At 56.5% G+C, this 23,453-nt stretch carries 20 protein-coding genes; all 20 read left to right on the top strand.

The features are described 5' to 3' along the window. Positions 1–127: 127 nt before the first annotated feature. The 20 genes from alaS to MNU25_RS10840 all read left to right on the top strand — a co-directional run bounded on the left by alaS (position 128) and on the right by MNU25_RS10840 (position 23,448). Complete coding sequence (gene alaS / locus MNU25_RS10745) at positions 128–2,755, top strand: alanine--tRNA ligase (RefSeq protein ID WP_240985067.1); 2,628 nt, start codon at positions 128–130, stop codon at positions 2,753–2,755. A 203-nt stretch (positions 2,756–2,958) separates the two neighbouring features. Then, a complete protein-coding gene (locus MNU25_RS10750; protein ID WP_240985068.1) occupies positions 2,959–3,249 on the top strand; it encodes an IreB family regulatory phosphoprotein in 291 nt (96 codons plus the stop codon). A gap of 206 nt (positions 3,250–3,455) precedes the next feature. Continuing rightward, on the top strand, positions 3,456–4,403 hold the full coding sequence (locus MNU25_RS10755) for an aldo/keto reductase (RefSeq protein WP_240985069.1): 948 nt from the start codon (positions 3,456–3,458) through the stop codon (positions 4,401–4,403). Between the two features lie 93 nt (positions 4,404–4,496). Beyond that, positions 4,497–4,895 (top strand): Holliday junction resolvase RuvX, encoded by a 399-nt coding sequence (gene ruvX, locus MNU25_RS10760; RefSeq protein WP_240986804.1) that lies wholly within the window; start codon positions 4,497–4,499, stop codon positions 4,893–4,895. A 237-nt stretch (positions 4,896–5,132) separates the two neighbouring features. Further along, a complete protein-coding gene (locus tag MNU25_RS10765; RefSeq protein ID WP_240986805.1) occupies positions 5,133–5,408 on the top strand; it encodes a DUF1292 domain-containing protein in 276 nt (91 codons plus the stop codon). Positions 5,409–6,014: 606 nt separating this feature from the next. Continuing rightward, on the top strand, positions 6,015–7,343 hold the full coding sequence (locus MNU25_RS10770) for a VanW family protein (protein ID WP_240985070.1): 1,329 nt from the start codon (positions 6,015–6,017) through the stop codon (positions 7,341–7,343). A 274-nt stretch (positions 7,344–7,617) separates the two neighbouring features. Then, positions 7,618–8,640, top strand: coding sequence for an endolytic transglycosylase MltG (gene mltG / locus MNU25_RS10775; RefSeq protein WP_240985071.1), 1,023 nt, complete (start codon positions 7,618–7,620; stop codon positions 8,638–8,640). A gap of 400 nt (positions 8,641–9,040) precedes the next feature. Next, the gene (locus MNU25_RS10780) at positions 9,041–10,522 is read left to right on the top strand and encodes a peptidase U32 family protein (protein ID WP_240986806.1); all 1,482 of its coding nucleotides are present in this window, start codon (positions 9,041–9,043) and stop codon (positions 10,520–10,522) included. Between the two features lie 188 nt (positions 10,523–10,710). Continuing rightward, a complete protein-coding gene (locus MNU25_RS20315) occupies positions 10,711–11,124 on the top strand; it encodes a DUF4911 domain-containing protein (protein ID WP_306425036.1) in 414 nt (137 codons plus the stop codon). 119 nt (positions 11,125–11,243) lie between these two features. After that, positions 11,244–12,137, top strand: a complete 894-nt coding sequence (locus MNU25_RS10790; protein ID WP_240985072.1) for an RpnC/YadD family protein — start codon at positions 11,244–11,246, stop codon at positions 12,135–12,137. 328 nt (positions 12,138–12,465) lie between these two features. Beyond that, complete coding sequence (locus MNU25_RS10795; protein ID WP_240985073.1) at positions 12,466–13,002, top strand: type II secretion system protein; 537 nt, start codon at positions 12,466–12,468, stop codon at positions 13,000–13,002. 159 nt (positions 13,003–13,161) lie between these two features. Further along, a complete protein-coding gene (locus MNU25_RS10800; protein ID WP_240985074.1) occupies positions 13,162–15,234 on the top strand; it encodes a type II/IV secretion system protein in 2,073 nt (690 codons plus the stop codon). Between the two features lie 183 nt (positions 15,235–15,417). Beyond that, positions 15,418–16,623 carry a type II secretion system F family protein gene (locus tag MNU25_RS10805; RefSeq protein WP_240985075.1) on the top strand — a complete coding sequence of 402 codons (1,206 nt, stop codon included), beginning with the start codon at positions 15,418–15,420 and terminating at the stop codon, positions 16,621–16,623. A 30-nt stretch (positions 16,624–16,653) separates the two neighbouring features. After that, the gene (locus tag MNU25_RS10810) at positions 16,654–17,226 is read left to right on the top strand and encodes a pilus assembly FimT family protein (RefSeq protein ID WP_240985076.1); all 573 of its coding nucleotides are present in this window, start codon (positions 16,654–16,656) and stop codon (positions 17,224–17,226) included. A 59-nt stretch (positions 17,227–17,285) separates the two neighbouring features. Continuing rightward, on the top strand, positions 17,286–17,756 hold the full coding sequence (locus MNU25_RS10815; protein ID WP_240985077.1) for a type IV pilus modification PilV family protein: 471 nt from the start codon (positions 17,286–17,288) through the stop codon (positions 17,754–17,756). Next, complete coding sequence (locus tag MNU25_RS10820) at positions 17,753–18,340, top strand: PulJ/GspJ family protein (protein ID WP_240985078.1); 588 nt, start codon at positions 17,753–17,755, stop codon at positions 18,338–18,340. The genes MNU25_RS10815 and MNU25_RS10820 overlap by 4 nt, the downstream gene beginning before the upstream one ends. Before the next feature lie 131 nt (positions 18,341–18,471). After that, entirely contained in the window at positions 18,472–18,972 is a 501-nt protein-coding gene (locus MNU25_RS10825; RefSeq protein WP_240985079.1) for a hypothetical protein, read from the top strand. Between the two features lie 255 nt (positions 18,973–19,227). Further along, on the top strand, positions 19,228–21,591 hold the full coding sequence (locus tag MNU25_RS10830) for an Ig-like domain-containing protein (protein WP_240985080.1): 2,364 nt from the start codon (positions 19,228–19,230) through the stop codon (positions 21,589–21,591). A 30-nt stretch (positions 21,592–21,621) separates the two neighbouring features. Next, positions 21,622–22,875: a pilus assembly protein PilM gene (gene pilM, locus MNU25_RS10835; protein ID WP_240985081.1), complete on the top strand. Its 1,254-nt coding sequence runs from the start codon at positions 21,622–21,624 to the stop codon at positions 22,873–22,875. Beyond that, positions 22,876–23,448: a PilN domain-containing protein gene (locus MNU25_RS10840; protein ID WP_240985082.1), complete on the top strand. Its 573-nt coding sequence runs from the start codon at positions 22,876–22,878 to the stop codon at positions 23,446–23,448. Positions 23,449–23,453 lie beyond the last annotated feature (5 nt).

Below are 23,453 nucleotides of genomic sequence, written 5' to 3' on the forward strand. Positions count from 1 at the left end.
GGGTTCCGGCCTGGCGACATCCCGCTCCTGATGAGGAGCGGGTTTTGCTCTTCATCTTAATTCATCATTCGTCATCCATCATTTATCATTTATCATTTATCATAATTTATTGGGGGAGGATTTTCTCATGTACAGCGGCAACCAGTTGCGGGAAATGTTTTTAAAGTATTTTGAAGCCAAAGGGCATCGGATTTTGCCGAGCGCTTCTCTCATCCCGAAAGACGACCCGACTTTGCTCCTTACCGTGGCGGGGATGGTCCCTTTCAAACCCTATTTTCAACGCCGGGTCGAGCCACCTTTTCCGAGAGCGACGACTGCCCAAAAATGCGTGCGTACTCCAGATCTGGAGGAAGTCGGCAAAACGGCTAGGCATCATACTTTCTTCGAGATGCTGGGTAATTTTTCCTTTGGCGATTATTTTAAAGAAAATGCCATCCCTTGGGCCTGGGAGTACGTGACGGAAGTTCTCAAGCTTCCGGTGGAGAAGCTCTGGGTTACAATTCATCCCGAAGATGAGGAAGCGCGGCAGATTTGGCTGGATAAGGCGGGAGTCAAGCCGGAGCGGATTGCGATCGATGAATCGAATTTCTGGGCTGCAGGACCGACCGGACCCTGCGGACCCTGTTCCGAGATTTATGTGGATTTAGGCGAAAATAGGGGCTGCGGCCGCCCAGAGTGCGCGGTTGGCTGCGAGTGCGACCGTTTCCTCGAAATTTGGAATCTCGTTTTTATGCAATACAACCGGGATGAGGCGGGGAATCTCACCCCTTTGCCCAAACAAAATATTGATACGGGGATGGGCTTGGAGCGGATTGCTTCCGTCATGCAGGGGGTGGAATCGAACTTTGACACGGACCTTTTCCGGCCCATTATTGATAAAGTGGCTGACCTGGCGGGCATTCGCTATAAGGACGATCCCAAGAGCGACATGGCCCTCAAAGTAGTGGCAGACCACAGCCGGGCCGTTTCTTTCATGCTGAGCGACGGGATCCGCCCCGACAATGAGGGGCGGGGTTATGTCCTCAGGCGCATTCTGCGCCGGGCCGTGCGTTTCGCCCGTCTAATCGGGATCGAAAAACCGTTTCTCGAGCAAGTTTTCTTGGTGATTCAAAGGGATTATGCCCATCACTATCCCGAGTTAAAAGAAAACGAGAACTTCATTCTCAACCATTTGCGCTTGGAGGAGAAGAACTTCCAGGCGACACTGGAACAGGGTACCCAGATTCTTCAGGAACGCATCCGTGCCCTCCAGGCGGAAGGCAAGACGGTGCTTTCGGGACGGGATGCTTTCTACCTTTATGAAACATACGGCTTTCCGGTGGAACTGACGGAGGAAATCCTGAATGAACAGAACCTCAAGGTGGATCTTCAGGATTTTGAGCGGGCCGCGGAAGAGCACCGGCGCCTGGCCAGGGAGCAGTCTCGGCAGAGGCGCGCTGTGCAGGAGAGCCCGATCGTGACGGAAAGAGCGAAACGGCTGGGAATGACCCCGTTTCTCGGTTACGAACGGGCGAGCACCGAAGCGACGGTTGAAGCTCTCTTCCTGGGCGGGGAAGAAATTATGGATGCCGGGGAAGGAGACGAAGTGATTTGCTTCCTTTCCCAAACTCCATTTTACGCGGAAAGCGGCGGGCAGACGGCGGACCGGGGCGTCCTGGAGACCGCGCGGGCGGAAGCCGAAGTCCTGGAAGTCAAAAAAGGAGTCACCGGGACAATTTATCACACGCTGAGGATTAAGCGGGGGGTCCTGCATCGGGGCGAAAAAGTCACGGCGGCAGTGGACGCCGGGGCGCGGGCCGCCACGGCCAGGCATCACAGTGCCACCCATCTGCTGCAGGCGGCGCTGCGCGGCGTGCTGGGGGATCATGTGCGGCAGTCCGGTTCCTTGGTGACACCGGAAAGACTGCGCTTTGATTTTACGCATTTTTCGGCTCTGACGCCCGCTCAGCTTACGCTGGTGGAGGAGAAAGTGAATGAGGCCGTGCTGGCCAATCTGACGGTGAGTTCCGTGGAGATGCGCCTGGCCGATGCCAAGGCCAGCGGGGCGACCGCTCTCTTCGGGGAGAAATACGGTGAAGTCGTCCGGGTCGTGCGGATGGGCGATTTCAGCCGGGAACTGTGCGGAGGTACTCATGTCCGGGCTACGGGAGAGGTCGGCTTAGTCAAGATTCTGGCCGAGAGCGGGATCGGGGCCGGGCTGCGCCGGATCGAAGCGGTGGCCGGACTGAATTCTCTGGCCTATGTCCGGGGCTTGGAATCTCAGGCCCAGGAGCTGGCTCAGATCTTGAAAACCCCGGCGTCCGAAGTCGCCCGGCGGGTGGAAGGACTTCTCGGCCAGATCAAAGATCTGGACCGGGAGGTGCAGCAGCTTCAGGTGAAAGTGGCGAGAGGAGAAGCCTCGGACCTTTTGGCCAAAATGCAGGATGTGGAAGGGGTCGGGGTGCTGGCAGTCCAGGTGCAAGCGCCGGACATGGAAGGGTTGAGGCAAATCAGCGATCTTTTGCGCGACAAGTTGAAGCAAGGGGTTATCATCTTGAGCGCGGTGGCTGAGGGCAAGGTCAACTGGGTGGCTGCCGTGAAGCCGGTAGGTTTAAGGGGACTCCACGCGGGGCAGATTATTAAGGAAGTGGCTAAAATAACGGACGGCGGCGGGGGCGGCCGGCCGGATATGGCCCAGGCCGGCGGTAAGGATCCCGGGAAGGTCAGTGAAGCCTTGGGACAGGTGCCCCAGATTATCCGCAGTTTTCTTAGCTGAGGAGAAAGCGATTCGGCCGGATTTATCTGTGCGAGTGAAGTGTTTTGGCCAAGGTTCTTACGTCTGTCTATTGGATGTGGGGCGGAGACCGCTGATTCTTTGCCAATAACTTCAGGAGCTTGGAGGAAAAACAGTCTGGAAGGGAGAATTCCTTAAGTAACAGTCTCTGCGGGGGATTGAGGATTGTGAAAGGGGAGAAGCTTATGGACGGATTGGATCACACCATGATGTTTAAGGCGCAAGGAGAGGACATCCAGGCGCGGGAAGTTTTGCAACAGGTGTATGCCGCCCTGCAGGAGAAAGGATATGACCCGATTAACCAGTTAGTCGGTTATCTCATGTCCGGAGATCCTGTGTATATTACCAGTCACAACCAGGCGCGGGCTCTGATTCGCAAGCTGGAACGCTACGAGCTTCTGGAAGAGCTGGTGCGTTTCTACCTGGAGGACGGCAATCCGTCCACCCCGGGGGCGGACAAAGACAAACCGGTCTGAGGCGACAAAGAGCGACCGCAGGAGAATGCTCTGCCCGTAACAGGCCGTGTTCGCGAGGCGATTAGCCCGCAACAGGGAGAGAAGCGGACGGAATGGGCATTAAAGGGCAGAATATAAAACCACAATAGGCGTTAAATGAGTTGGCAAACCGGAACAGGCCTATGATTCGGAAAGAGCAAACGGAGCTTTGGAGGCGGGACGGGTTTATGCGTCAGGTTCAGTTGGGCTGGCGAGGGCCGCAAGTGTCGGAGGTCTGTTTTGGCAGCTTGGCCATCTCTCCTCTCCAAGGCCGGGTGACGGCAGAACAAGGCAGTGATGTCTTCGAGTATGCGGTTGGACGCGGGGTTAACTGGGTGGACACGGCCGAGATTTACGATAACTACGCCCAATTGCGGCCCGTGCTAAGGCGGCATCCCGAGGTTCGGGTGGTGAGCAAGTCCTATGCGGTGAGCGGGGAAGAAATGAGGCAAAGTATCGAAAAGGCCCGTCGCGGCTTGGGACGGGAAACGCTCGATTTCTTTCTTTTGCACGAACAGGAAAGTGCGCTGACTCTGAGAGGGCACCGGGGGGCGTGGGAAGAATTGCTCAAGGCGAAGGCGGACGGGCGGGTGAGCAGGATCGGGATCTCGACCCACGCTGTAGCCGGTGTCAGGGCGGGAGCCCTGCAGCCCGGACTCGATGTCATTCACGCGATCATCAACCTGCAGGGTCTGGGGATTATCGACGGCTGCCGGGAGGATATGCTGGCGGCGATTTCCTTTGCCCACGACTTGAAGATCGGCATCTATGCCATGAAGGTTTTCGGCGGCGGGCACTTGGGCGCTTCCCCGCGGGAGGCGCTCGCTTACGTGCGCGGCATCCCCGGCGTCCAGGCCATGGCCTTAGGGATGTCCAGCCGGGCCGAGGTGGAGTACAATCTGCGTTTTCTGGACGGGGAAGAGATTGACAGGGATTTGGCGCTCAAGGTGCGGCATGAGGAGCGCAAGCTCTATATCGCCGATTGGTGTCAGGGCTGCGGCCGCTGTGTCGGGGCCTGCCCGCAGGGGGCGTTGTCCTTGTCAGAATCGGGGCAGGCTCGGGTGAATGCGGGAGCCTGTGTTCTTTGCGGCTACTGCGGGCGCGTTTGCCCGCATTTTTGCCTAAAAATTGTCTGAGGAACCCCGTAGGGATTGATCGGGCGGACAGAGGACCAAGGGGGATGGATAACCAAGAGGGATGGAGGACCAAGAGTGGACGGCAGGCGCATTATGGGTTTGGATTTCGGTGAGAGGACTATCGGAGTGGCGGTCAGCGATGAACTGTTATGGACGGGCCAGGGAGTCAAAACGATCCGGCGCTCAAAAACGGAGATGGCGGAACTGGCCGATCTCATCCGCAGCTATGACGTAGGGGAGATTGTCTTGGGCTACCCCAAGAACATGAACGGGACTCTGGGTCCCCGGGCGCGCCTGACCGAGGAGTTTGCCGAGCGGCTGCGCCGCTCCTTCGGCTTGCCGGTGGTTCTTTGGGATGAACGGCTGACGACGGCCGCGGCCGAGCGGACCTTGCTGGAAGGGGATATTTCCCGGGCCAAAAGAAAGAAAGTGATTGACAAGATGGCCGCGATCCTGATTTTGCAGGGCTATCTGGAGCGCAAACGGGGATAGTCCGGGCGGAAAAGGGTGATCGGGAATCTCGGGAATCTCGTGTGCGTTACGTGTGTGCCGTTTGACAATCATTACCTGGGGGAGTACAATAGCACTATCTTTGAGTATGAGGTGAAGCTGATGAGTGATAATAATCATCATGGTCACGATCATGACCATGATCATAATCACGACCATGATCATGACCACGATCATGATCATAACCACGATCACGACCATGACCCGGATCATGATGATATGGACGAAGAAGAATTTGACACCATCGTACTGACCGATGATGATGGGACAGACCATGAGTTCCTCCATCTGGACACCTTGGAGGTGGACGATTCGACTTATTTCGTCTTGATGCCAGTATCCGAAGAAGAAGAGGAAGAAGAGGAGTCGGACGAAGCGATCATCCTAAAGCTGGGACATGACGACGAAGGAAACGAAATGCTCCTGGACATTGAAGATGATGAAGAGTGGGAAAAGGTAGCCGATGCCTGGGAAAGCCTGGAGGAAGAAGACTGATGGGGGCGTTCCTGCGTGGTCGCGTTCTGAGTGCTTAGGATGTTTTGGAAATTTCGGATGCCGGGGAGCCTCGGACGTTCGGGGGTCTTGCCTGCTTGGGACGTCTCGGATTTTGTTAAGCATCCGTGATGTTCGGGAGTATGCTTGGGGAGCCTCGGTTGGTTATGTTCGGGATGTCTCTTGTGTTGTCCCGAGCTGCCGACGTTCAGCAAGTTTCCGCTGTTTTGGGTTCGGGGTGTTTCCGCGGGGTCTCGAGTTCTCCGCGCTTCTCGGATTCCGACCTTGAGCCGGATCGCGATGCAATCGGTTTTAAGTTGGCTTGCAGCGTGAGGGAAGGGCTTTCGGTTTTGGTGCTGCGTATTCTCTAAGCGTACATGTACATAAGGTAAACTGCAGCGGCCCGGATCGTTCTGCTTGGTGCAGAGGGATTGCGGGCCTTTTTGGCGCAAATTTCGTCGGGAAGTTTTTAAGTTTCAAGATAGCGGACAGAATACTGCAGGGACCGGATATTCTCGGGAAGCTCGCAATGTTTGATTGCTCAGTAGTTCGCAAAGCGGGAGTTTCAACGGGAACCTTAAGATTAGATACAGGCGGGGTGGAAGCGTATTGCGGGACAAAGTCAAGTCAGTTACGGCCCAGGGTTTGCCAAACAGGGGGACCGGACGTTTTCTTTTGGTGTTATCGATTTTGCTGCTCTTGTCGGGCTGCGGCCGGGCGGCGAGGCCGCAGATCCAAGGAAATATTCCGGCCGGTACGAAAGTGGACAATTTGGATCTGAGCGGTCTGGAAACCAAGGCGGCACAGCAGAAGCTGAAAGATTGGGCTAAGGGCAAGCTGGCGCATAATCTCAGGCTGGTGTACAATGGGACGGAGGTGGCGGTATCCCTGCGGAGTCTCGGAGCAGGCCTCGACCTGAACAAAACGTGGCAGGAGGTCAGTGCCCATCCGGGAAGCGCCGTATCCAGTTATTGGACGGTCGACAAAGAACAAACGGCAAAAACGCTGGCAAAGAAGTTGAGCCAATTTGACCGGCCGGCTCAGGATGCCTCCTACAAGATCGCGGATGACAAGTTTATCGTCCGGCCGGGCATTCCGGGTAGGACGGTGGATACGTGGACTTTGATTCGTGAAATTGATGGGCACACTTGGCAGGAAATTGAGAATAAGGCCATTGAGATCCCCGTGACGGCGGTGGCGCCGCGGGTCTCGACCGAGTCTGTGCAACGCTTAGCGTTTAATTCAGTTATCGGCGAGTTTACTACGAAATATGCGGTAAGCGAGAAAGACCGCTCGAGCAACCTGCAAAGGGCGGCCGCGGCTCTGGACAAGAAGATTGTCCTTCCCGGCCAAACGTTTTCTTTTAATGATACCGTGGGACCGCGGACAGAGGCGACCGGTTATAAAGACGCATATGTGATCGTCAACAACAAATACGTCGAGGGCGTCGGCGGGGGAGTTTGCCAGGTTTCCTCAACCCTGTACAATGCCGCACTCCTGGCCGATTTGAAAATTGTGGCCAGAACGCCGCATGCTATGGCTATTACTTATGTTCCGCTGGGGCAGGATGCGACGGTCGATTACAACAGCAAGGTGGATTTCAAGTTTCAAAATAACACCGGCGCCTTGCTCTATATTCGCAGCCAGACCAAGCCCGGCCTGCTTACCATTTGCATCTATGGCAAGCAAACCGGCAAAACCGTGACTCTAAAACATCAAATCGTTAAGGAAACAGACTTTGAGGTGGAGCGCCGGCCAGACCCCAGTCTTGCCTCCGGGGCGACAGTTCAGGAGCAGGCGGGGAGCAAAGGCTATACGGTCAAAAGTTGGCGGGTGCTTAAGGATGCTCAGGGAAAAGTGACGGAGGAGTATTTGGGTGAGGATGTCTACGCTCCCACCAATCAAATCATCCGTTACGGTGTGAAGGGAATCAGATAGGTGTAGCGCTAAGGCAATCAGACAGGTATTGTGCTGGAAGACCGGGATAGGTATGGCGCCAAAGGAATCAGACCAGTGCGGTGCCAAAGGAATCAGACAGGATAAGACCCGGGTCGAAGAGAGAAAAGCGGCAGCGTTCATGACGCACTCCGCGAAACGGGTGGCAGGGGCATGTGCGCGCGGCCGGCGCATCCCCTGCGGCGTGCCAGTTGAGGCCGTGCGGGCGTGCAGCGCTTCCGGAGTGTGTGGGAGATGCATGCAGAGGAGAAAGTGAGTGTTGGATGTGGCAAAGAGAAGGGAAAAAAACCGGCTTACCGTTCCCGGCCTGGTTCTTATCCTGGGTATCTTAGTTGTTGCGGCTTGGTGGAATTGGGCTTCTCTCCCTTATGCCGCGTCGGCCGCGACCAAAGTGCTGGTGGTTGAGCCGGGAGCGACTGCGGACGAAGTGGGCCGGGAGCTGGCCAGCCAGCATCTCATCCGCAGTGCTTGGGCTTTTTCCCGTCTGGCTGTGGCCGAGAAGGTGGATGAACAACTGAAACCCGGAGAATACTATATCTCCGCTGCTCTTAGTCCGGAGGAAATTATAAACCTGCTGTTGAAAGGGCCGAACGTGGGCATGGTTCACGTAACGGTTCCGGAAGGATATACGACAAAGCAAATTATTGCCCTTCTGGCAGCGAAAGGGTTGGGTACGCAACAGAGTTTTGAAAATGTGGTAGAAAAGGATTCCTTTCCCTATTCATTTCTGCGGGGGGCCCCCGCGGGACCTTTTCGCTTGGAGGGTTTTCTCTTTCCTGATACCTATTTTTTTAAAAAAGGGACAAGCCCGCATGACATCATTAATACATTCTTGCAGCGCTTCAGCCGGGAGTTGACCCCGGCGGTGCAAACGGAACTGCAGAAAGAGGGACTTTCCGTGCATGACTGGGTGACCCTCTCTTCCATTGTCGAGGCGGAGGCGCAGAAAGAGAAAGACCGTCCCCTAATCGCTTCCGTTTACTTTAACCGCCTGAGAAAACACATGAAGCTGGAAGCGGATGCCACGGTTCAATTTGCCCTTGGCAAACACAAACCGGTGCTTTACGATAAAGACCTCCTCACCCCTTCACCCTATAACACCTATCTCCACTATGGCCTGCCTCCCGGGCCCATCTGCAATCCGGGGCATGCCTCTTTGGACGCGGTTCTCCACCCGGCTGCTACGGATTACCTGTACTATGTCGCGGAGGGCGACGGCTACCATGTCTTTGCCAGGACCTACGCCGGGCAGTTGCGCAACGAGAGGAAGTACCAGTAGTACGGGGCAGGCTTTCGCGTCGCAGATCTAGTACGGGGCTGGCTCTCGCGCCGCTGATCTAGTATGGGGCGGGCTCTCGCGTTGCACCTCAAGTATGAGGGCAGGCTCTCGCATTGTACACCTAGTATGGGGACGGGCTTTCGCGTCGCAGATCGCCGGAAAGGATATCTTTGATAGCCTGGCTGTCCGTGCAGGGCGCGGCACACAAAATTGGCGAAGATTTCGGCGGCTTAGACGTTGTGCCTCGGGATAGGATAAAGGAAGGGAATCTGGGGGAAATCGTGTTCAAACACGGGATGAGGGGACGGAGAGTGCAGGGGGTCAAACAGGTTTGCTCAAGAAAGGAGTCACTGTGCAAACATACAAAAATAAGCCGGAACTCTTGGCTCCGGCCGGGGATATGGAAAAACTGCGTTATGCCCTGGCCTATGGGGCAGACGCCGTCTACATCGGCGGGACGGCATTCGGACTAAGGGCTTATGCCGGAAACTTTACCCTGGAGGAGATGAAAGAAGCGGTTTTGCGGGTGCATGCTGTGGCCAAGAAACTCTATGTGACGGTGAATGTATTTGCCCACGAAGCGGACTTCGATGAACTCCCGGACTATTTGAGCAACTTGGCCCGCTTGGGAGTGGATGCCTTGATCGTTTCCGATCCCGGGGTTCTGGCCCTGGCGCGGGAGGTGGCTCCGGGGATTGCCCTCCACCTGAGCACCCAGGCGAACAGCACGAATTCCCACTCGGTCCGGTTCTGGCTTAAGCAGGGTGTGAAACGGGTAGTGCTGGCCCGGGAATTAAGCCTGGCTGAGCTCAGCTTGGTACGAGCGCGAGTGCCCGGAGAACTGGAAATATTCGTTCACGGGGCCATGTGTATGTCTTATTCGGGCCGCTGCCTTTTGAGCAACTACCTAACCGGCCGGGATGCGAACCGAGGAGAGTGCGCACAGCCCTGCCGCTGGGGCTACAGCTTGATGGAAGAGAAGCGGCCGGGGCAGGTTTTTCCTCTGGAGGAAGATGAGCGGGGGACCTACATTTTCAACTCCCATGATCTTTGTCTCCTGCCTTACTTGCCCCGCTTGGCAGGGCTCGGGATTGAGAGCTGCAAGATCGAAGGGCGGATGAAGAGCATTCACTATGTGGCGAGTACGGTCAAAGTCTACAGGGAAGCCCTGGACGTTTTGTGGGAGCAAGGGGAGAAGGCTTTCGAGAGAAGGCTGCCGGAATGGCTGGACGAACTGGATAAAGTCAGTCACCGGGATTATTCTCCGGGGTTTCTCTTCGGCAAACCCGGCAGCGAGAAGGAGGGGGCGGGGACACTACCCGTCCGGCGTTCCGCGGGAGCATGGCCTGATTCAGGAGTGGGGACTTATCTTACGGAGAATGTGAAGAGCTCGCATTATGTGCGGGAATATGATTTTGTCGGGGTGAGCCTGGGAGTAGGAGAGAAAGAAGAGAGCGGGATACGGTCCGAAGAAAAGGGTGAAGCCCCGCGGCAAACTCCAAGCCGAGGGGAAGACCGGACAACGGCCCGCAAGCGCAGTCCGGGAACCCAGCCGTCCCCTGGGGCGGATAAGATTGAGACCGCGGGGAAGGCCCTGAGCGCATACGAATTTTCTCCGGTCAAAGACGCTCGGACGCAGGAGAAGGAGTCTTCCTGTTGGGCTAACGTGGAACAGAGGAACCGCTTTCAAGCGGAGGACCGACTGGAAGTTCTGTCCCCCGGAAGTCCGCCTTGGTCATTTACGGTCACAGACATATTTGACTCGGAGGGCAGACCGATCACGGCGGCTCCCCATGCCCAGGAAAAGGTCCGGCTCAAAGTGCCTCGGCCCCTGCCGCCTTTTACCATCTTGCGGCGGGCGAAGGCAGGGCTTTCGGACTGAACACAGGACTCGCGGTGGAGCGGAGAGAGTCTTGCTTATTGGCGCAGACAAAGCGACGACGTCCATTTTGCCGAGTCCGGTGCCCGACCTAAACCCCTCTTTGCCGGCGTTCAGCGCTCATCCGATCGCTTGAGGCGAGCAGGGCTGCTTGGGGCCGGCGTCTGGAAGTGAATTTGGAGGCAGAAGACGTGACAGAAAACCACCTGACCCAGCGGAATAGGAAAACGGAAGGGAAACTTGCGTTAGGGCGTGAACCTTGGACGGAGTCCCGGATTCAAGCGGAGTCCGGGCTTCTGGCGGAGTCTGAAGCTTATGCACTTCGCGCAGCGGACAAATTAGTCAAGGCTCAGGTGCCCCGTCAAGACATTCAGATCCTCGCTAAGCTGGTAGAGGGTCTGGGGCATCTAGGCGTCGTGACCACTCTCGATAAAGCCGCGGGTGAGGTCTTAATTCAAACGACGGAAGGCTGCTGGCCTGACCTGCGCCGGGCCCTGGAGCATATGCCTGTGGAACTCAGGTTTTTGACGGAGGAGACCTGCAGGCAGGACATGAGCAAGCCCGAGAAGTCCCTGCGTTACAGACAGCCGCCTAAAGGGGATTAAAACCGTGGGCATTAGGCTGCGCGGCTGTAAAAGTCATGGGATGCTTCAGTTGATTTTCCAAACGCATGTGGTAGTTTCCGGGTTGCCCTTATAGTATAATATTGACAGGAAGGCAGGTGATGATCCTGGAAGCCCAGATCAGCGGACACAACAACGACATCATCATGAAAGCCACAGCCGAGATGTTCAAGGATAAGACCTTAGAAGTCCTGGGACTCAAGACAGCTAAGATAAAGGATATCGTGCCTACCGTGCTGCCGGTCGTAGAAGCCCAGGAGAAACGCATGGATTTCGTCTTTCTTTTAGAAGACGAAACCCTGTTACATCTGGAGTTTCAGACAACGGTGCCGGAAGGCTTGCTGAGACGGGTTGCTTTCTACGGAAGCAGAATCGTCGCTAAACACGATCGGGAAGTTAACACAGCCATCATTTACTCCGGGCGGATTGAGAGCGCTCCTGACCTACTGCGGAGAGGGTCCTTAAGCTATCAAGTCGCCAACGTCTACATGAAGGGTATGGATGGCGACAAGGAATATCAGCGCATCAAGAGCAAGCTTGAACGAGGTGAAGCCTTGGAAGAAGCAGACTTGTTGAAGCTGATCTTCTTGCCCCTCATGAAAAGTAAGCAGAGCGAGGCGGAAATGACTCTGCAGGCTGCCGAACTGGCCAAAGCAGCAAATAGCCCTTATGTCAGTTTTGTCATCGGAGCTCTCATAGCTATCACCGACAAATTTCTGCCGGAAGAGTATAAAAAACGATTACTGGAGGTGTTACGTATGACCCAAATTGAACAATGGTTAAGAGAAGAAGGCAGAGAAGAGGGAAGAGAAGAGGGAAGGGAAGAAGGCAGAGAAGAAGGCAGAGAAGAAGGCAGAGAAGAAGGCAGAGAAGAAGGAAAGTTAGAAACGGCCCGAAATGCCCTGAAAAAGGGACTTTCGTTGGCAGACGTAGCCGAGATAACGGGTCTGTCTCTGGAAACTGTGCGGAAGCTGAAAACGAATTTGCTGATCTGAGGTCAATCATTGCCCTTCGCATATGAAGGGCTTCCGAACTTTCATTATCAGAAGTAATGCCGGTGATCCCAGCCGCGGCTGCAGCCGGAACTGATAGTCATTTCTATAGTCTGGCAAAGGACAATTTAACAAAAAACGAATTGTCGGGTCAGACTAACCGTTAGTCCTATTGACTGACCGGGACGTTTAAAGTAAAGTAAAGCCGGATGTGGGACCCGAGAAGCAGGACCTTAGCCCACGCCCCCGGATTCTAACTCCGGCTGGGGCGGGCTGCCGGCTCTGAGCTTTTCTTACATAACTGGGTCAGGAAAGAAAGGACGATGCGGGGATGAAAAGACGAAGAAGGAAAGACGATGGCTTTACCCTCATTGAACTGATGATTGTCATCGCGGTGATCGGGATTTTGGCGATTGTGCTGGTGCCAAAGTTTGCGGGGGTGAAAACTTCGGCCAAGTTGGTGGGGGTTACGACCAACGTCCATGAACTGGATACCTATATTACGTCGCAGATTGGGAATTGGAATGCTCAAGCCACTTCAGGGAATGCGGCTGACGCAATAGCGTCCGCCGCGATCATTGCCAATTACGCAGGTACCTCACCTGACGCAAGTAAGAACATGACGAACCCGATTAGCGGGCAGACATTGATTGAATCATCAGTAGCATCGGGAACGGTAGGCAAAGCAGCAACTGACGCGGCCATCATTTGCGACAGCGGCAAAACGCCATCCTCCCTGCCTGCTGGCGGAGTGGTCGTGACAATTACTATGGATACTACGAATACTACACAGATAAGCTCTGTTTCGATTCAGGGGTACGATAACTCGAGTAAACCTTACGGCCCAGCCGTCACAGTCACACCGTGAGCCCTTCGCAAGGACAGACGTCTATCGACGGTCCGCGTTTCCACAGGGCAAGTCTTTGGGGTTTTCCTTGGTGACTGAGTGACTCCGCAAATTTCGGTTTGAAGGGTGTTTCTAGAAACACCCTTTTCCCTTATCTTTGGGAAAAAGCAGGTGAAGATCATGGCACTGCGCCAGGAACGCAAACGCTTGGGTGAGATTCTCATTGCCGGCGGGGTCATCAGTCCCGCGCAATTGAACGAAGCGCTGCAGACTCAGAAAATGCTGGGCCTGCGTCTCGGGGAGGTGTTGATCCGGCAGGGATTAGCTACGGAAGACGACATTCTGCACACGATGCGGAGCCAGTTGGGCTTGGATCTGATCGACCTGAACCAGCGGGTGGTGCCGGAGAAGGTCCTGCGGCAATTGCCGGAGAGGGTGGTGCGTAAATACGGGGTGCTGCCGCTGGATGATTCCGGGGGGATCTTGCGGGTGGCCATGAACGACCCGACGGACTATTTCGCGGTGGAGGACATCCGGCTGGCGGCCGGCATGCCTGTGAGGCCATGCCTGGCCAGGAGAGACGACATTCAGAGAGCCGTCGATCGCTATTACAGCCGTAATGACGCGGAAAAAGCGGCCAGAGAGTATGCCAGGCATCTGCTGTCCCAGGGTCTGGTAAGCGAAGAGGATATCCTGCGTGCGATGCAGAGCCAGCTGGGTCTGGAGATGGTTGATTTGGCGGGGATCTTCATTCCGGAAGATGTCCTGCGGCTGGTGCCGGAATCCTTGGCCCGCCGTTATACGATTCTTCCGGTCGAGGTTCGCAACGGTCAGCTTCTGCTGGCACTAAACGATCCCACGGATTATCACGTGCTGGAGGAGGTCCGGCAGGCGTCGGCCCTGCCGATAAAGCCTTGTTTGGCCAGGAAAAGCGAGATCGCGGCGGCCATTGAGCGCAGCTACGGCAAAAATGAGGCGCAGAGATTGGCCCGGGACTACCTGCGGCAGGGACCCGCTTCGCAGGTGGCGGCGTCCTCCCAAGCGGGTGCGGCGGTCGTGCCCGGGTGGGCGGCGGAGGGTGAGGACGCGGCTTCAACCCCGATCATCAAGTTTCTCAATACCCTGATCGAAGACGCAATCAACAATCAGGCCAGTGATATTCACATTGAGCCTTTGGAAGAGGAGTTGAGGATTCGCTTTCGTGTCGACGGGGTCCTCAGGGAGATCATGCGTACTCCGATCGGCATGGTGGGGCCGGTTGTCAGCCGGGTCAAGATCATGTCCGGACTGAACATCGCCGAGCGGCGGCTGCCGCAGGACGGGCGGATCGGATACCAGGTGGCGGGGCGAAACATTGATCTGCGTGTCTCCACAGCCCCGACGATGTTTGGGGAGAAAGTAGTTCTGCGCGTTTTGGACAAGGCCAACATTGTCGTGGGGAAGGATGCTCTCGGCCTGAGCGGGGCGGAAGTCCGCCTCTTTGACGAGTTCATCAGCAAGCCTTACGGGATCGTCCTGGTGACCGGACCGACGGGGAGCGGCAAAACCACCACTCTCTACACCATGCTCGGCCAGTTAAACACGCCGGAAAAAAATGTGATTACCCTGGAGGATCCGGTGGAGTTCAAATTTAAAGGGATCAACCAGATGCAAGTAAATCCGAAAGCCGGTTTTACTTTTGCCGCCGGATTGCGTTCCGTGCTGCGTCAGGACCCGGACGTGATCATGGTGGGTGAAATGCGGGACAGGGAGACGGCGGAAATCGCGGTGCGTTCGGCGCTCACCGGTCACCTCGTCCTTTCTACGATTCACACCAATGATGCCGCCAGTGCCGTCACGCGCCTGGAAGATATGGGTGTGGAGCCGTTTCTGATTTCCGCCTCTCTGGTGGGCATTATTTCACAGCGGCTGGTGCGCCAAATCTGCCCCCAGTGCACGGTGGAATACGCGGCCGGACCCTTGGAACGAGGGATTCTGGGCGCGGCGGAGGGTCAAAGGCTCCTGCTTAAACGCGGAAAAGGCTGTCCTTTTTGCGGCGGCAGCGGGTATAAGGGGCGCACGGCTATTTTTGAGATCATGCCGATTGGGGAGGAGCACCGTCGCTTAATCACTGACAGGGCTTCTTTGGACGCGTTGCGCGCCTGTGCGGCGGAACAGGGAATGGTTTCTTTGAAACAGGCGGCGGCGCGCCTGGTCTTGAGCGGTCTGACGACCATGGAGGAACTGCTCCGGGTCACCTATGTCAACGAGTGACGGGGCCGTCCGGCTGCGGCGGCCGCGCTGATGAACGCAGAGCGGGGCCGAGGCGCGTCAAGGAGTTGTCCCGGAAACACTCCAACCGGGAAGCGGATCGAATCGAGAAGGCACTGACAGCGCGGGCAGGGCGCGGAGTGTGAAGAGACGCGCCGGTGACAGAAGAGGCGGTGGTAAGGAGAAATGCAGTTTAAGTACAGAGCGGTTACGGAGGAGTTTCGGATCAAAGAGGGCCTGGTGGAAGCCAGCGACCTGAACGCCGCGCGGCGGCTGCTTTTGGAGAACCGCTGGCAGATCATTGCCGTACAGGAGAAACCGGAAGTAGAGCGCTGGTTGGGTCGCCGCTTTGAGAGTAAGATCAACACAGAGTCGCTGGCCGCTTTTTGCAACCAACTCTCGATGCTGATTCGGTCCGGGGTGAGCATCGTCCGCAGTCTGGAGATCCTTGAGTCCCAGATGACGGACAGGCGTCTGCAGAGGGTCATGCGCACCTTGTACAATGGCGTAAGCCGGGGCGGTTCGCTGGCCCAAGCCATGCGGGACGCGGAAGGCGCGTTGCCGGAACTCTTAATCAGCCTGGTTTCGGTCGGGGAGGAAAGCGGTAACCTGGATGCGGTACTTATGAGCATGTCCGCCTACTATGAACGGGAAACATTTGTGCGCAAGAAAGTGGTCAGCGCCGCGATCTATCCCATGGTCCTCACCGTGGTCTTGATCGGCTTGGTGACCCTCTTCATCAATTTTATTTTGCCGGAGATGTCCTCGCTCATGCGCGACAGTCACCAAAGCTTGCCCCTGTTGACCCAGCTTCTCTTGGCAGGAACGAGTTTTCTCACGCACAACGCTTTTCTTCTGGCAGCGGGGCTGGCCGCTTTGGCCCTGGGCCTGCACCAAGCCTTGAGAATTCCCCGCTATCGTTACGGGCGCGATCAACTCCTGCTGAGGATACCCTTGTTTGGCAAGACTTTCAAGGATACGATTACGGCGCGTTTTGCCCGCACGTTAGCCCTTTTTCTCCACTCTTCCATCCCTATTGTCCCCATCTTCAATGCTATGGAAGGGGTTATCGGGAATGAGGTGGGTCTGACGGCTTTGAAACGGGCGAGGGAACGCGTCATGCGGGGTGAAACGCTTTTTGCCGCCTTTGCCGAAGAAAAATTCTTTGATCCCCTGATGATACAGATGATAATGGTAGGAGAAGAGACAGGAAGATTAGAGGAACTGATGGAGGAAGTGGCGAATCACTACGATAAACGGGTGGAGGTAGGAGTCGGCCGCCTCATTGCCTTGGTGGAACCGGCCTTCACCCTCCTCATCGGCCTTTTCGCCGGTACTTTGATCATCTCCATCGCTTTGCCTATCTTCAGTATGGCGAGCGGGGTGAAATAGTTGGGGAGGGCGTCGCAGGGAAGGCGGGGAATGCAGGCCTGGCACGGCCGGGTGAGTACGGCCCGGAAGGGGGAAACCCGGACAAGAGACGCCGGATTCACCTTGATTGAAATAGCAATCGTTTTGGCTGTGATCGGAATCCTCGCCTTAGTGACCGTACCCCGATATGAGGGAGTGGTGGAGCATTACCGCTTGGCCTCATCGGCGGAAACTGTGGCAGCCTCCCTGCGTGAAGCCAGGCAGAGCGCGGTCGAGCAGCGGGCCGATGTTTTTGTCGGTCTCACTCGAACCGGAGTACAGCTTCTTGCCGGTACGGACGAAGAGGCTCTTAGTCCGTTGGGTGCAGACAGATCGTTCCAGACGGGGGTTTATTGGGACCAAGCACACTCTGGCGGAGATTATTATCATCTGCAGGATATCCAGGCCGTCGCCTACCAAGGCATAATGTTTAATTGGCAGGGGTTTGTCACGCCACCGCCCGGCGCGACCAACGAGAGCCTGCGGGTCGTGTTGCGGGGCGGGCTGGGAGACTCTGTCGAGATACGTGTCGAAGCCTTGACGGGGAGTATTACAGTCGGGTGGCCGCTTCCGGGACAGGGTTAGTTCCAAGCGGGATAGGGCCGCCCCGCGGCGGGTGGGGCGGCCCTAGCGAAGCAAGCCGCTTGGCGGCGAGGTTTGTCACCGGGGAAGAGCGCCGGCGAATCGAGCGGGAGTTGGATAGCCGGGGGAGGCAAAGACGGGGAGGAGCGATGGACCGGTTGAATGACAGCGGGATGACGCTCTTGGAAGTTGTGTTAGCTATGGCGGTTTTTCTTATCGGACTAACCTTTCTTATCAAATCGGATCAGGTGGTTCAGCACTATCAGCGGGAAAGTGAAGAGAGGCAACAGATGATGTTTGCGGCCGGCGGCCAGATGGAGAAGCTGCTTCAGTCCGAGTCGGTGAGTGCGACTAAGGCTGAGCAAGTTACTCAGATTGCTATCGGGGGGCGGAGCTATAGTATCACTTGGGACACCTCGACCCCGAATAGCGGTAACCCTTACCTGAAGGAGATTAAGGTTACCATCACTCCGCAGGGAGGTAAGCCCTCAGACGTACTTACCCTCTATGCTTACGGGGTGGGCACCCCATGAAACGGTGCCAAGGAGACGGATTTACCCTTCTGGAACTCATGCTCGCCATGGCCGTTTTCGCCATTTTTCTCCTGGGTGTTTCGCAGGTGTTACGCCAAGAGATTCAATCCTACCATGAAGACATGCGCCAGGAAGCGCTGGAAGAGAAAGCGCGCGCGGCTATGCTTCAGATCCTGGATCAGTGCCATCTCAATGCCTACAAGTTTTACTCCTATAGCGGGGGAACGGCTTTAAGCCCCCCGCTGGGACCGGACAGCGGCATTTACTTCTATAATATTCGTCCCAATAGCACCACTCCGGGTAACGGTGCTCTGGTCTGCCTACTCGATCTCAACCCCAGCCGGGATACAAACGGCAAGCCCATTTTGGCTCCGGGAACCCTCCTTTACTTTGATCAGCCCAATCCGAAGGCGACCGGCGCTCTCATGTACGGAGATAATCCCGCCACGGCGCATCTGGTGGCTGACGACATTGAATTGCTTATGGTAACCCCCGATGGCAATCACTTTGTTAAGATCGACATCGTGACCAAGAACTTGGAAAACCAATCATTTGAACTGGTCAGTTGGGCGCGCCTCTATTAAGCGGGACGAGGGCCGGGAGGGAGCGGCGGAAATTAGTCGGGGAAAGGGGCTGAAGACAACCTTGGTCATCGCCGGGTCTTTACAGGGCACTGTCAGGAAAACAGAAGTTGTCCGGAGGGAGTGGACAAAAGATGCGGGCAGCACGGCACAGGCAGCGAGCGGGTGCAAGAGAGTTGGGAATTCCCGGAAAGCGTAATGAGGAGTTTGAAGCGCATATCCTTAAGATGGCGGGTGAGCGGGGGGCGGTATTATTAATAGCGATCATATGTGTGATGCTTCTCTTCTTGATTTCCGGGATCTCGTTCGATCTCATTGTCAATCATTTTCGCCTGGAAACGTCGCAAGAGAAGATTCTTAAGGCCTATAATATGGCGGAGTCGGGGATCAATTATGAAGTCGCGGTTGTGCTCGCAGCAATGCAAAAGAATCCGGGCCAGTTTCCCCCTCCCGGTGTGCCCGGCGGGACTCAATTGCCGTCAGGAAGTCCATTTGGGGTTGAGTACGGGAGTTACGCCGTTGACAGGGTGGAGTTCCGGAGTGCGAGTGTCATCATCACATGTACGGGAACCTATCAGAACGTGAGGAGGACGCTGACGGAACAATATGCTCTTCCGGTCAAGGGGTACCCTTGAGGGAACATGCATCCGCCTGACGTCAAATACATAGATAGAGGGTAAGCCCAGTGAGAGCAGCCTGGGATGTTGGCATTACGAGCTTTTGAATCCAGGCAGGGAAAATCGGGCGAAAGGCCTGAGCCCCGACAGGAGCCGGGTGGGGTCACTAGCCGGTTGGGACCTTGCGGCAGCCGGAAATAGAGGGGTTCCCTTGAAGCAAAGAAGGTCCGCTCAGGCAGGGCGGCGTATTCCGGTTTAGAGAGGTGTGGGACTATGGGAAGGACACTGCGCTCGTGTACCGCGGTACTGATTTCCATCTGCCTGCTCTTGGGGGGAATATTGACAAGTATTCGCCCGGCTTTGGCCGACCATGACAAGGATCGGTACCCGGATAATCCCTACTGGGCCAAGACGTTCACGGTTCAGGACAGCGACCCGTCGCAGTTTAACTGGGAGGGGGGCATCGCCAGCGATCATGCCGTCGGCAAGCCTTTCCCTGTCTACGTTTTCCTGGCTGACTACGATTGGGACGGTCTCCCTCTGACCGCCGCGCGGGAGGTGGATGCCACCCTGACTTTGGGGGGGCCGGACGGCTATCGGAAAACTTATCCCGTAAAGATCGAGGAGGGACAGACATACGCTGAGGTTGATATCACCTGTCCCAACACGGGAATCTGGAGTGTCTGGGTGACCGGTCAGATGGACAGTCAAACCGTGGCGGGGGGGCCCTGGTTTTTTCCCATCGGGTCGCCTAAGTTCGTAGGCATGTCGATTGAGCCGCCCCAAGCGACCTTGACTTCCGGACAGAGCAAGCAGTTTCGGGCTTCCTTGGTTTTTTTTGGACGATGGGCTATTTCGGTGAGCGATTATTGCACCTGGACGAGCGACAAACCTTCTGTGGCTACGGTTTCCGACAGCGAGTCAGGGAATCCGAGCTCTCAACCGACGGGGGGCCTGGTTACGGCAGGATATACGAGTGGGACTGCCACGATCACGGCCGCTTTGCCTCCCGGGGCAGTTGACTTTCTCAAATTAATTCAATTGATTTTGTCATGGTTCTCCGGTGCCAAATGGCTGAGTTCGTATAGTGCCACAGCTACGGTTACCGTAGGCAGCCCCCCTGTATTGCAGGTGACCCCCTTAGTGGCTGAAGTTGCGGTCAAGGGCACGGTCCAGCTCAAGGCACAGCTGGTCTACCCAGACGGTACGGTTACGGATGTGACGAAAGACGTACAGTGGACGACACAACATCCGAAGGTCGCCACCGTCGCCAATGCCACGGAGGGCGAGGCCGGCCGGGTAACAGGGCTTGCGCCCGGCAGCAGCGTTATCACGGCTATGTATCCCGATTTGCCAAGCGCCACAGCGACCGTGCACGTTTCATCACCGGTGCTGACGCTAGCTCCGGCGAATCCGTTGGTTTATGTTAACGCCGGGAGCCGCTTTCAGTTTAAGGCGATGTATTCGGATGGGGTCAATCTGCCGCTCGATGTAACGCAGCAGGCGACTTGGAGCAGTTCCAACCCCGCAGACCCTATCAATCTCGGAAGTCTGAGTGCTTTCCTTTCCGGCACGACGGCCACCATCCAAGCGGAGTACAATGGCATGCAGAGTCTCCCGACCATCCTCACGGTGGTGCAGCCGGCCCTAAAGATTGGAGTTGCTCGGGCGGGCGGTACAATTTTCGTGGCGGGAAGCGGCCAAGGCACCGGCAGCGTCATAAGCATTAATGCCGGAGAAACGGTGCAACTCAAAGCGCTCTATTCGGGTGCTTTCTATTCCGGCGCGGATGGCACTTACCAGAATGTGACGAACCGGGATGTGACGGATTCGGTCACCTGGACTACCGGGCCGGATGCTTCAAGTGTGGTTGTGCTGCAGGCCAGCGGGCCGGGCCGAATCCTGGGGGTGGGGACCGGTCAGAGCACGGTCTCGGCCACATACCCGTATCCGCAGGCGGAAGACCCATACACCCAAGGACAGCCCTTACAGAATTCGGTCACCCTGACGGTCGTCCAGCCCACACTGACTGTTAACGCACCGACGACGACTTTGGCCTCAGGTTCCCCGCCGGTCCGCTTTACCGCTGTTTACTCAGACGCTTATAATACCGACGAGGATGTCACGTCCGAAGCGGCTTGGTCCAGTTCGGATTCCACAGTGGCGACGGTCGATGCCTCAGGCAATGTCCGAGCGGTTTACAGCGGTACGGCGGACAAGACGGCGAATATTACGGCTGCATATCAACCGCCGCCCTCAGCCAATTCACCGGGCTCACAGCCCGCACCGGTGTCAGGCAATACCGTAACCGTGAATGTTGTCAACGCGCAGACGGTTTCAGGTCTGAAGATAGAGCCTTTAACGGCGGCGCTGAACGTGGGCGGGCAACTAACGTATCAGGTCTATTGGCTCGACTCCGGCGGAAGCAAGCATCTGCTCCCGAATAACGCCGTGACTTGGTCGACCCAAAGTTCCAATGTCACGATCAATGCCGACGGAGTGGCGACAGCGATGAGTGTGAGCGCCCAGCCAGCGATCATCAAAGCGGCATTTGGCGGGCGCACGGCGACGGCAGCTTTGAGCGTACTCGAGCAGGGGGTCGTTTGGGAAGCGGAACCGCCGCCGACGGGCAGCTGAAAAGCGCGGGAAGGGAGAGAGTGAACAGACTTGTACAAACCGGGAAAATGGCTGGCGGCCGTCCGTGCCGGGCACTGGACAGTCGCCAGGGTCGTGAGAAGAAGAGGGAACGTGGAAGTACACTACCTGGCGGAAGTTGATTTAGCTGAGAAGACGACCCAAGAAGGAGTCGCTCCGAATGTGGCGCCGGACCCGTCTCGCCGAACGGAGGGGGAAGGCGACCCGGAATTGCGGGAGGATCAAGCGGGGCCGGCCCAGTGTCTGAAAAAATGGCTGAGGCAGCAGAAGGTTCCCCAGCGGGAAATTCCCGTCGTCTTCTCCTGCCGGGGGGTCATCACCCGGGTTATTATTCTGCCGGAAATCGGCCGCAAGGACCTTGAACGCTTATTAAGTGAACAAGCGGACCAGTACTTTACGTTTGATCTCCGGGATTACTTGGTGGATTACCGGGTGTTGGAGCACTTCGTTGACAACGGCGAGGGGCGTTTGCGGGTGCTTCTGGCTGCCCTGCCGAAACAGCGCTGGGAAAAGTTCTGGTACCTGTGCCTGGAAGCGGGGGTAAAACCGAAGGTGGTGGATCTGGCCTCCGACAGTATCGCCCGGCTCTACGCCGAAACACAGTCGTTCTTCGTCCGGGAAGAACACAACCTTACAGATGCGATATCCTCTGGGACGGAAGTGCAGGCTCGGGAAATGACGACAGGCGGGGAGAAAACGGTTCGTCCGGCCCCGGAACGCCGGCAGACCGGTGCGCTGATTCGGCCGGCGTTTGTTCTCGGGAAGAAGCCGGGGCGGGAACTACCAGACAAACTGGTTTCTCTGATAGGAGGACGGGGCGGAGGTGTCAAAGGAGGAGACTCCGGGGGAGTTCGCCCAGATCTTGCCATCGTGATTCTGCGGCAAGGCTGCGCGGAAATGATCCTGCTTGAACACGGTGTTTTCTTTCTTTATTCGGATCTCGATGTTTCCTGGCCGGAGGAGGGATCCGTGCCGGTGCCTCAGGGCCTTGAGAAGGCTCTAGGGCCGGTTTTGCGCGTTCTGGAGGAGTTTGTTGACTTTTTTGCCGCCAGGCATTTCGGCAAACGGGTGGACGAAATTTTTCTTACCGGTGAACTCTCCGATCTGCCCGGCCTCGCTCAAATGTTTACGGAAAGTCTTGAAATCCCGGCCCGGATTGGTTTTCCTGTGGGTTGGCAGCCGCGTTTTCTCGGGAAGGCCGAACCTTGGAAGAAGGGCTGGATGAAGTATGCCGATCTCTACGGCCTAGCCCTACGGGAGGATTAGATGCGGGAGAAGAGAGAATTTAACTTTGCCCTCCGTTGGCTTGAGAGCGATCCGGCCGCCCGGCAGCTGGTGAAGCGGCGCCGTCGTCGGACTTGGGGAACAGCGTTTGTCCTGATTTGTCTTCTCTTGGTGGGCGGCCCCTGGGTTTGGACTTACAAATTGGAGTTTGACCTGAAGCAGCTGGACCGGAAAATTTCCGCTTTCTCGGACCTCGAAACGCTGTTGGCAAAATCGCAGGCGGTCAGCCGGCGGTTGAAGGATCAAGAGCGGGTGCTGGAGTTAGCAAGAATAGGCTCCCAGGACCCGAGGCCGGTTTTGGACAGGCTGCGCCGGCTGCTACCCCCAGGGACGGTTGTTGATGCCTTCAGCCTAAAAGAAAACGCAGTCGACCTGAAAGTTACCGTCCCGACCCCGGTTGACGTGGCACAGATGTGGACCAGCCTGGAAAATTCATATCTCTTTGTTAATGTGGATGTTCAGGCGCTGTCCCTGCGCGACAAAGCGCAAACGTTGAGCTTGGCCTTGAAGTTGAATGGGGCAAGGGGCTCTCAGGCCATGACCGGAGGGAAATAAGGACA

It is taken from the genome of Acididesulfobacillus acetoxydans (genome assembly GCF_902729405.1).
Taxonomy (GTDB): domain Bacteria; phylum Bacillota; class Desulfitobacteriia; order Desulfitobacteriales; family Desulfitobacteriaceae; genus Acididesulfobacillus; species Acididesulfobacillus acetoxydans.

What these genes read in the sequence shown, in the direction of transcription:
- alaS (WP_240985067.1), top strand. Translation starts at nt 128, where the DNA reads ATGTACAGCGGCAACCAGTTGCGGGAAATGTTTTTAAAGTATTTTGAA.
- MNU25_RS10750 (WP_240985068.1), top strand. Translation starts at nt 2,959, where the DNA reads ATGGACGGATTGGATCACACCATGATGTTTAAGGCGCAAGGAGAGGAC.
- MNU25_RS10755 (WP_240985069.1), top strand. Translation starts at nt 3,456, where the DNA reads ATGCGTCAGGTTCAGTTGGGCTGGCGAGGGCCGCAAGTGTCGGAGGTC.
- ruvX (WP_240986804.1), top strand. Translation starts at nt 4,497, where the DNA reads ATGGGTTTGGATTTCGGTGAGAGGACTATCGGAGTGGCGGTCAGCGAT.
- MNU25_RS10765 (WP_240986805.1), top strand. Translation starts at nt 5,133, where the DNA reads ATGGACGAAGAAGAATTTGACACCATCGTACTGACCGATGATGATGGG.
- MNU25_RS10780 (WP_240986806.1), top strand. Translation starts at nt 9,041, where the DNA reads ATGGAAAAACTGCGTTATGCCCTGGCCTATGGGGCAGACGCCGTCTAC.
- MNU25_RS10790 (WP_240985072.1), top strand. Translation starts at nt 11,244, where the DNA reads ATGATCCTGGAAGCCCAGATCAGCGGACACAACAACGACATCATCATG.
- MNU25_RS10795 (WP_240985073.1), top strand. Translation starts at nt 12,466, where the DNA reads ATGAAAAGACGAAGAAGGAAAGACGATGGCTTTACCCTCATTGAACTG.
- MNU25_RS10800 (WP_240985074.1), top strand. Translation starts at nt 13,162, where the DNA reads ATGGCACTGCGCCAGGAACGCAAACGCTTGGGTGAGATTCTCATTGCC.
- MNU25_RS10805 (WP_240985075.1), top strand. Translation starts at nt 15,418, where the DNA reads ATGCAGTTTAAGTACAGAGCGGTTACGGAGGAGTTTCGGATCAAAGAG.
- MNU25_RS10810 (WP_240985076.1), top strand. Translation starts at nt 16,654, where the DNA reads ATGCAGGCCTGGCACGGCCGGGTGAGTACGGCCCGGAAGGGGGAAACC.
- MNU25_RS10820 (WP_240985078.1), top strand. Translation starts at nt 17,753, where the DNA reads ATGAAACGGTGCCAAGGAGACGGATTTACCCTTCTGGAACTCATGCTC.
- MNU25_RS10825 (WP_240985079.1), top strand. Translation starts at nt 18,472, where the DNA reads ATGCGGGCAGCACGGCACAGGCAGCGAGCGGGTGCAAGAGAGTTGGGA.
- MNU25_RS10830 (WP_240985080.1), top strand. Translation starts at nt 19,228, where the DNA reads ATGGGAAGGACACTGCGCTCGTGTACCGCGGTACTGATTTCCATCTGC.
- MNU25_RS10840 (WP_240985082.1), top strand. Translation starts at nt 22,876, where the DNA reads ATGCGGGAGAAGAGAGAATTTAACTTTGCCCTCCGTTGGCTTGAGAGC.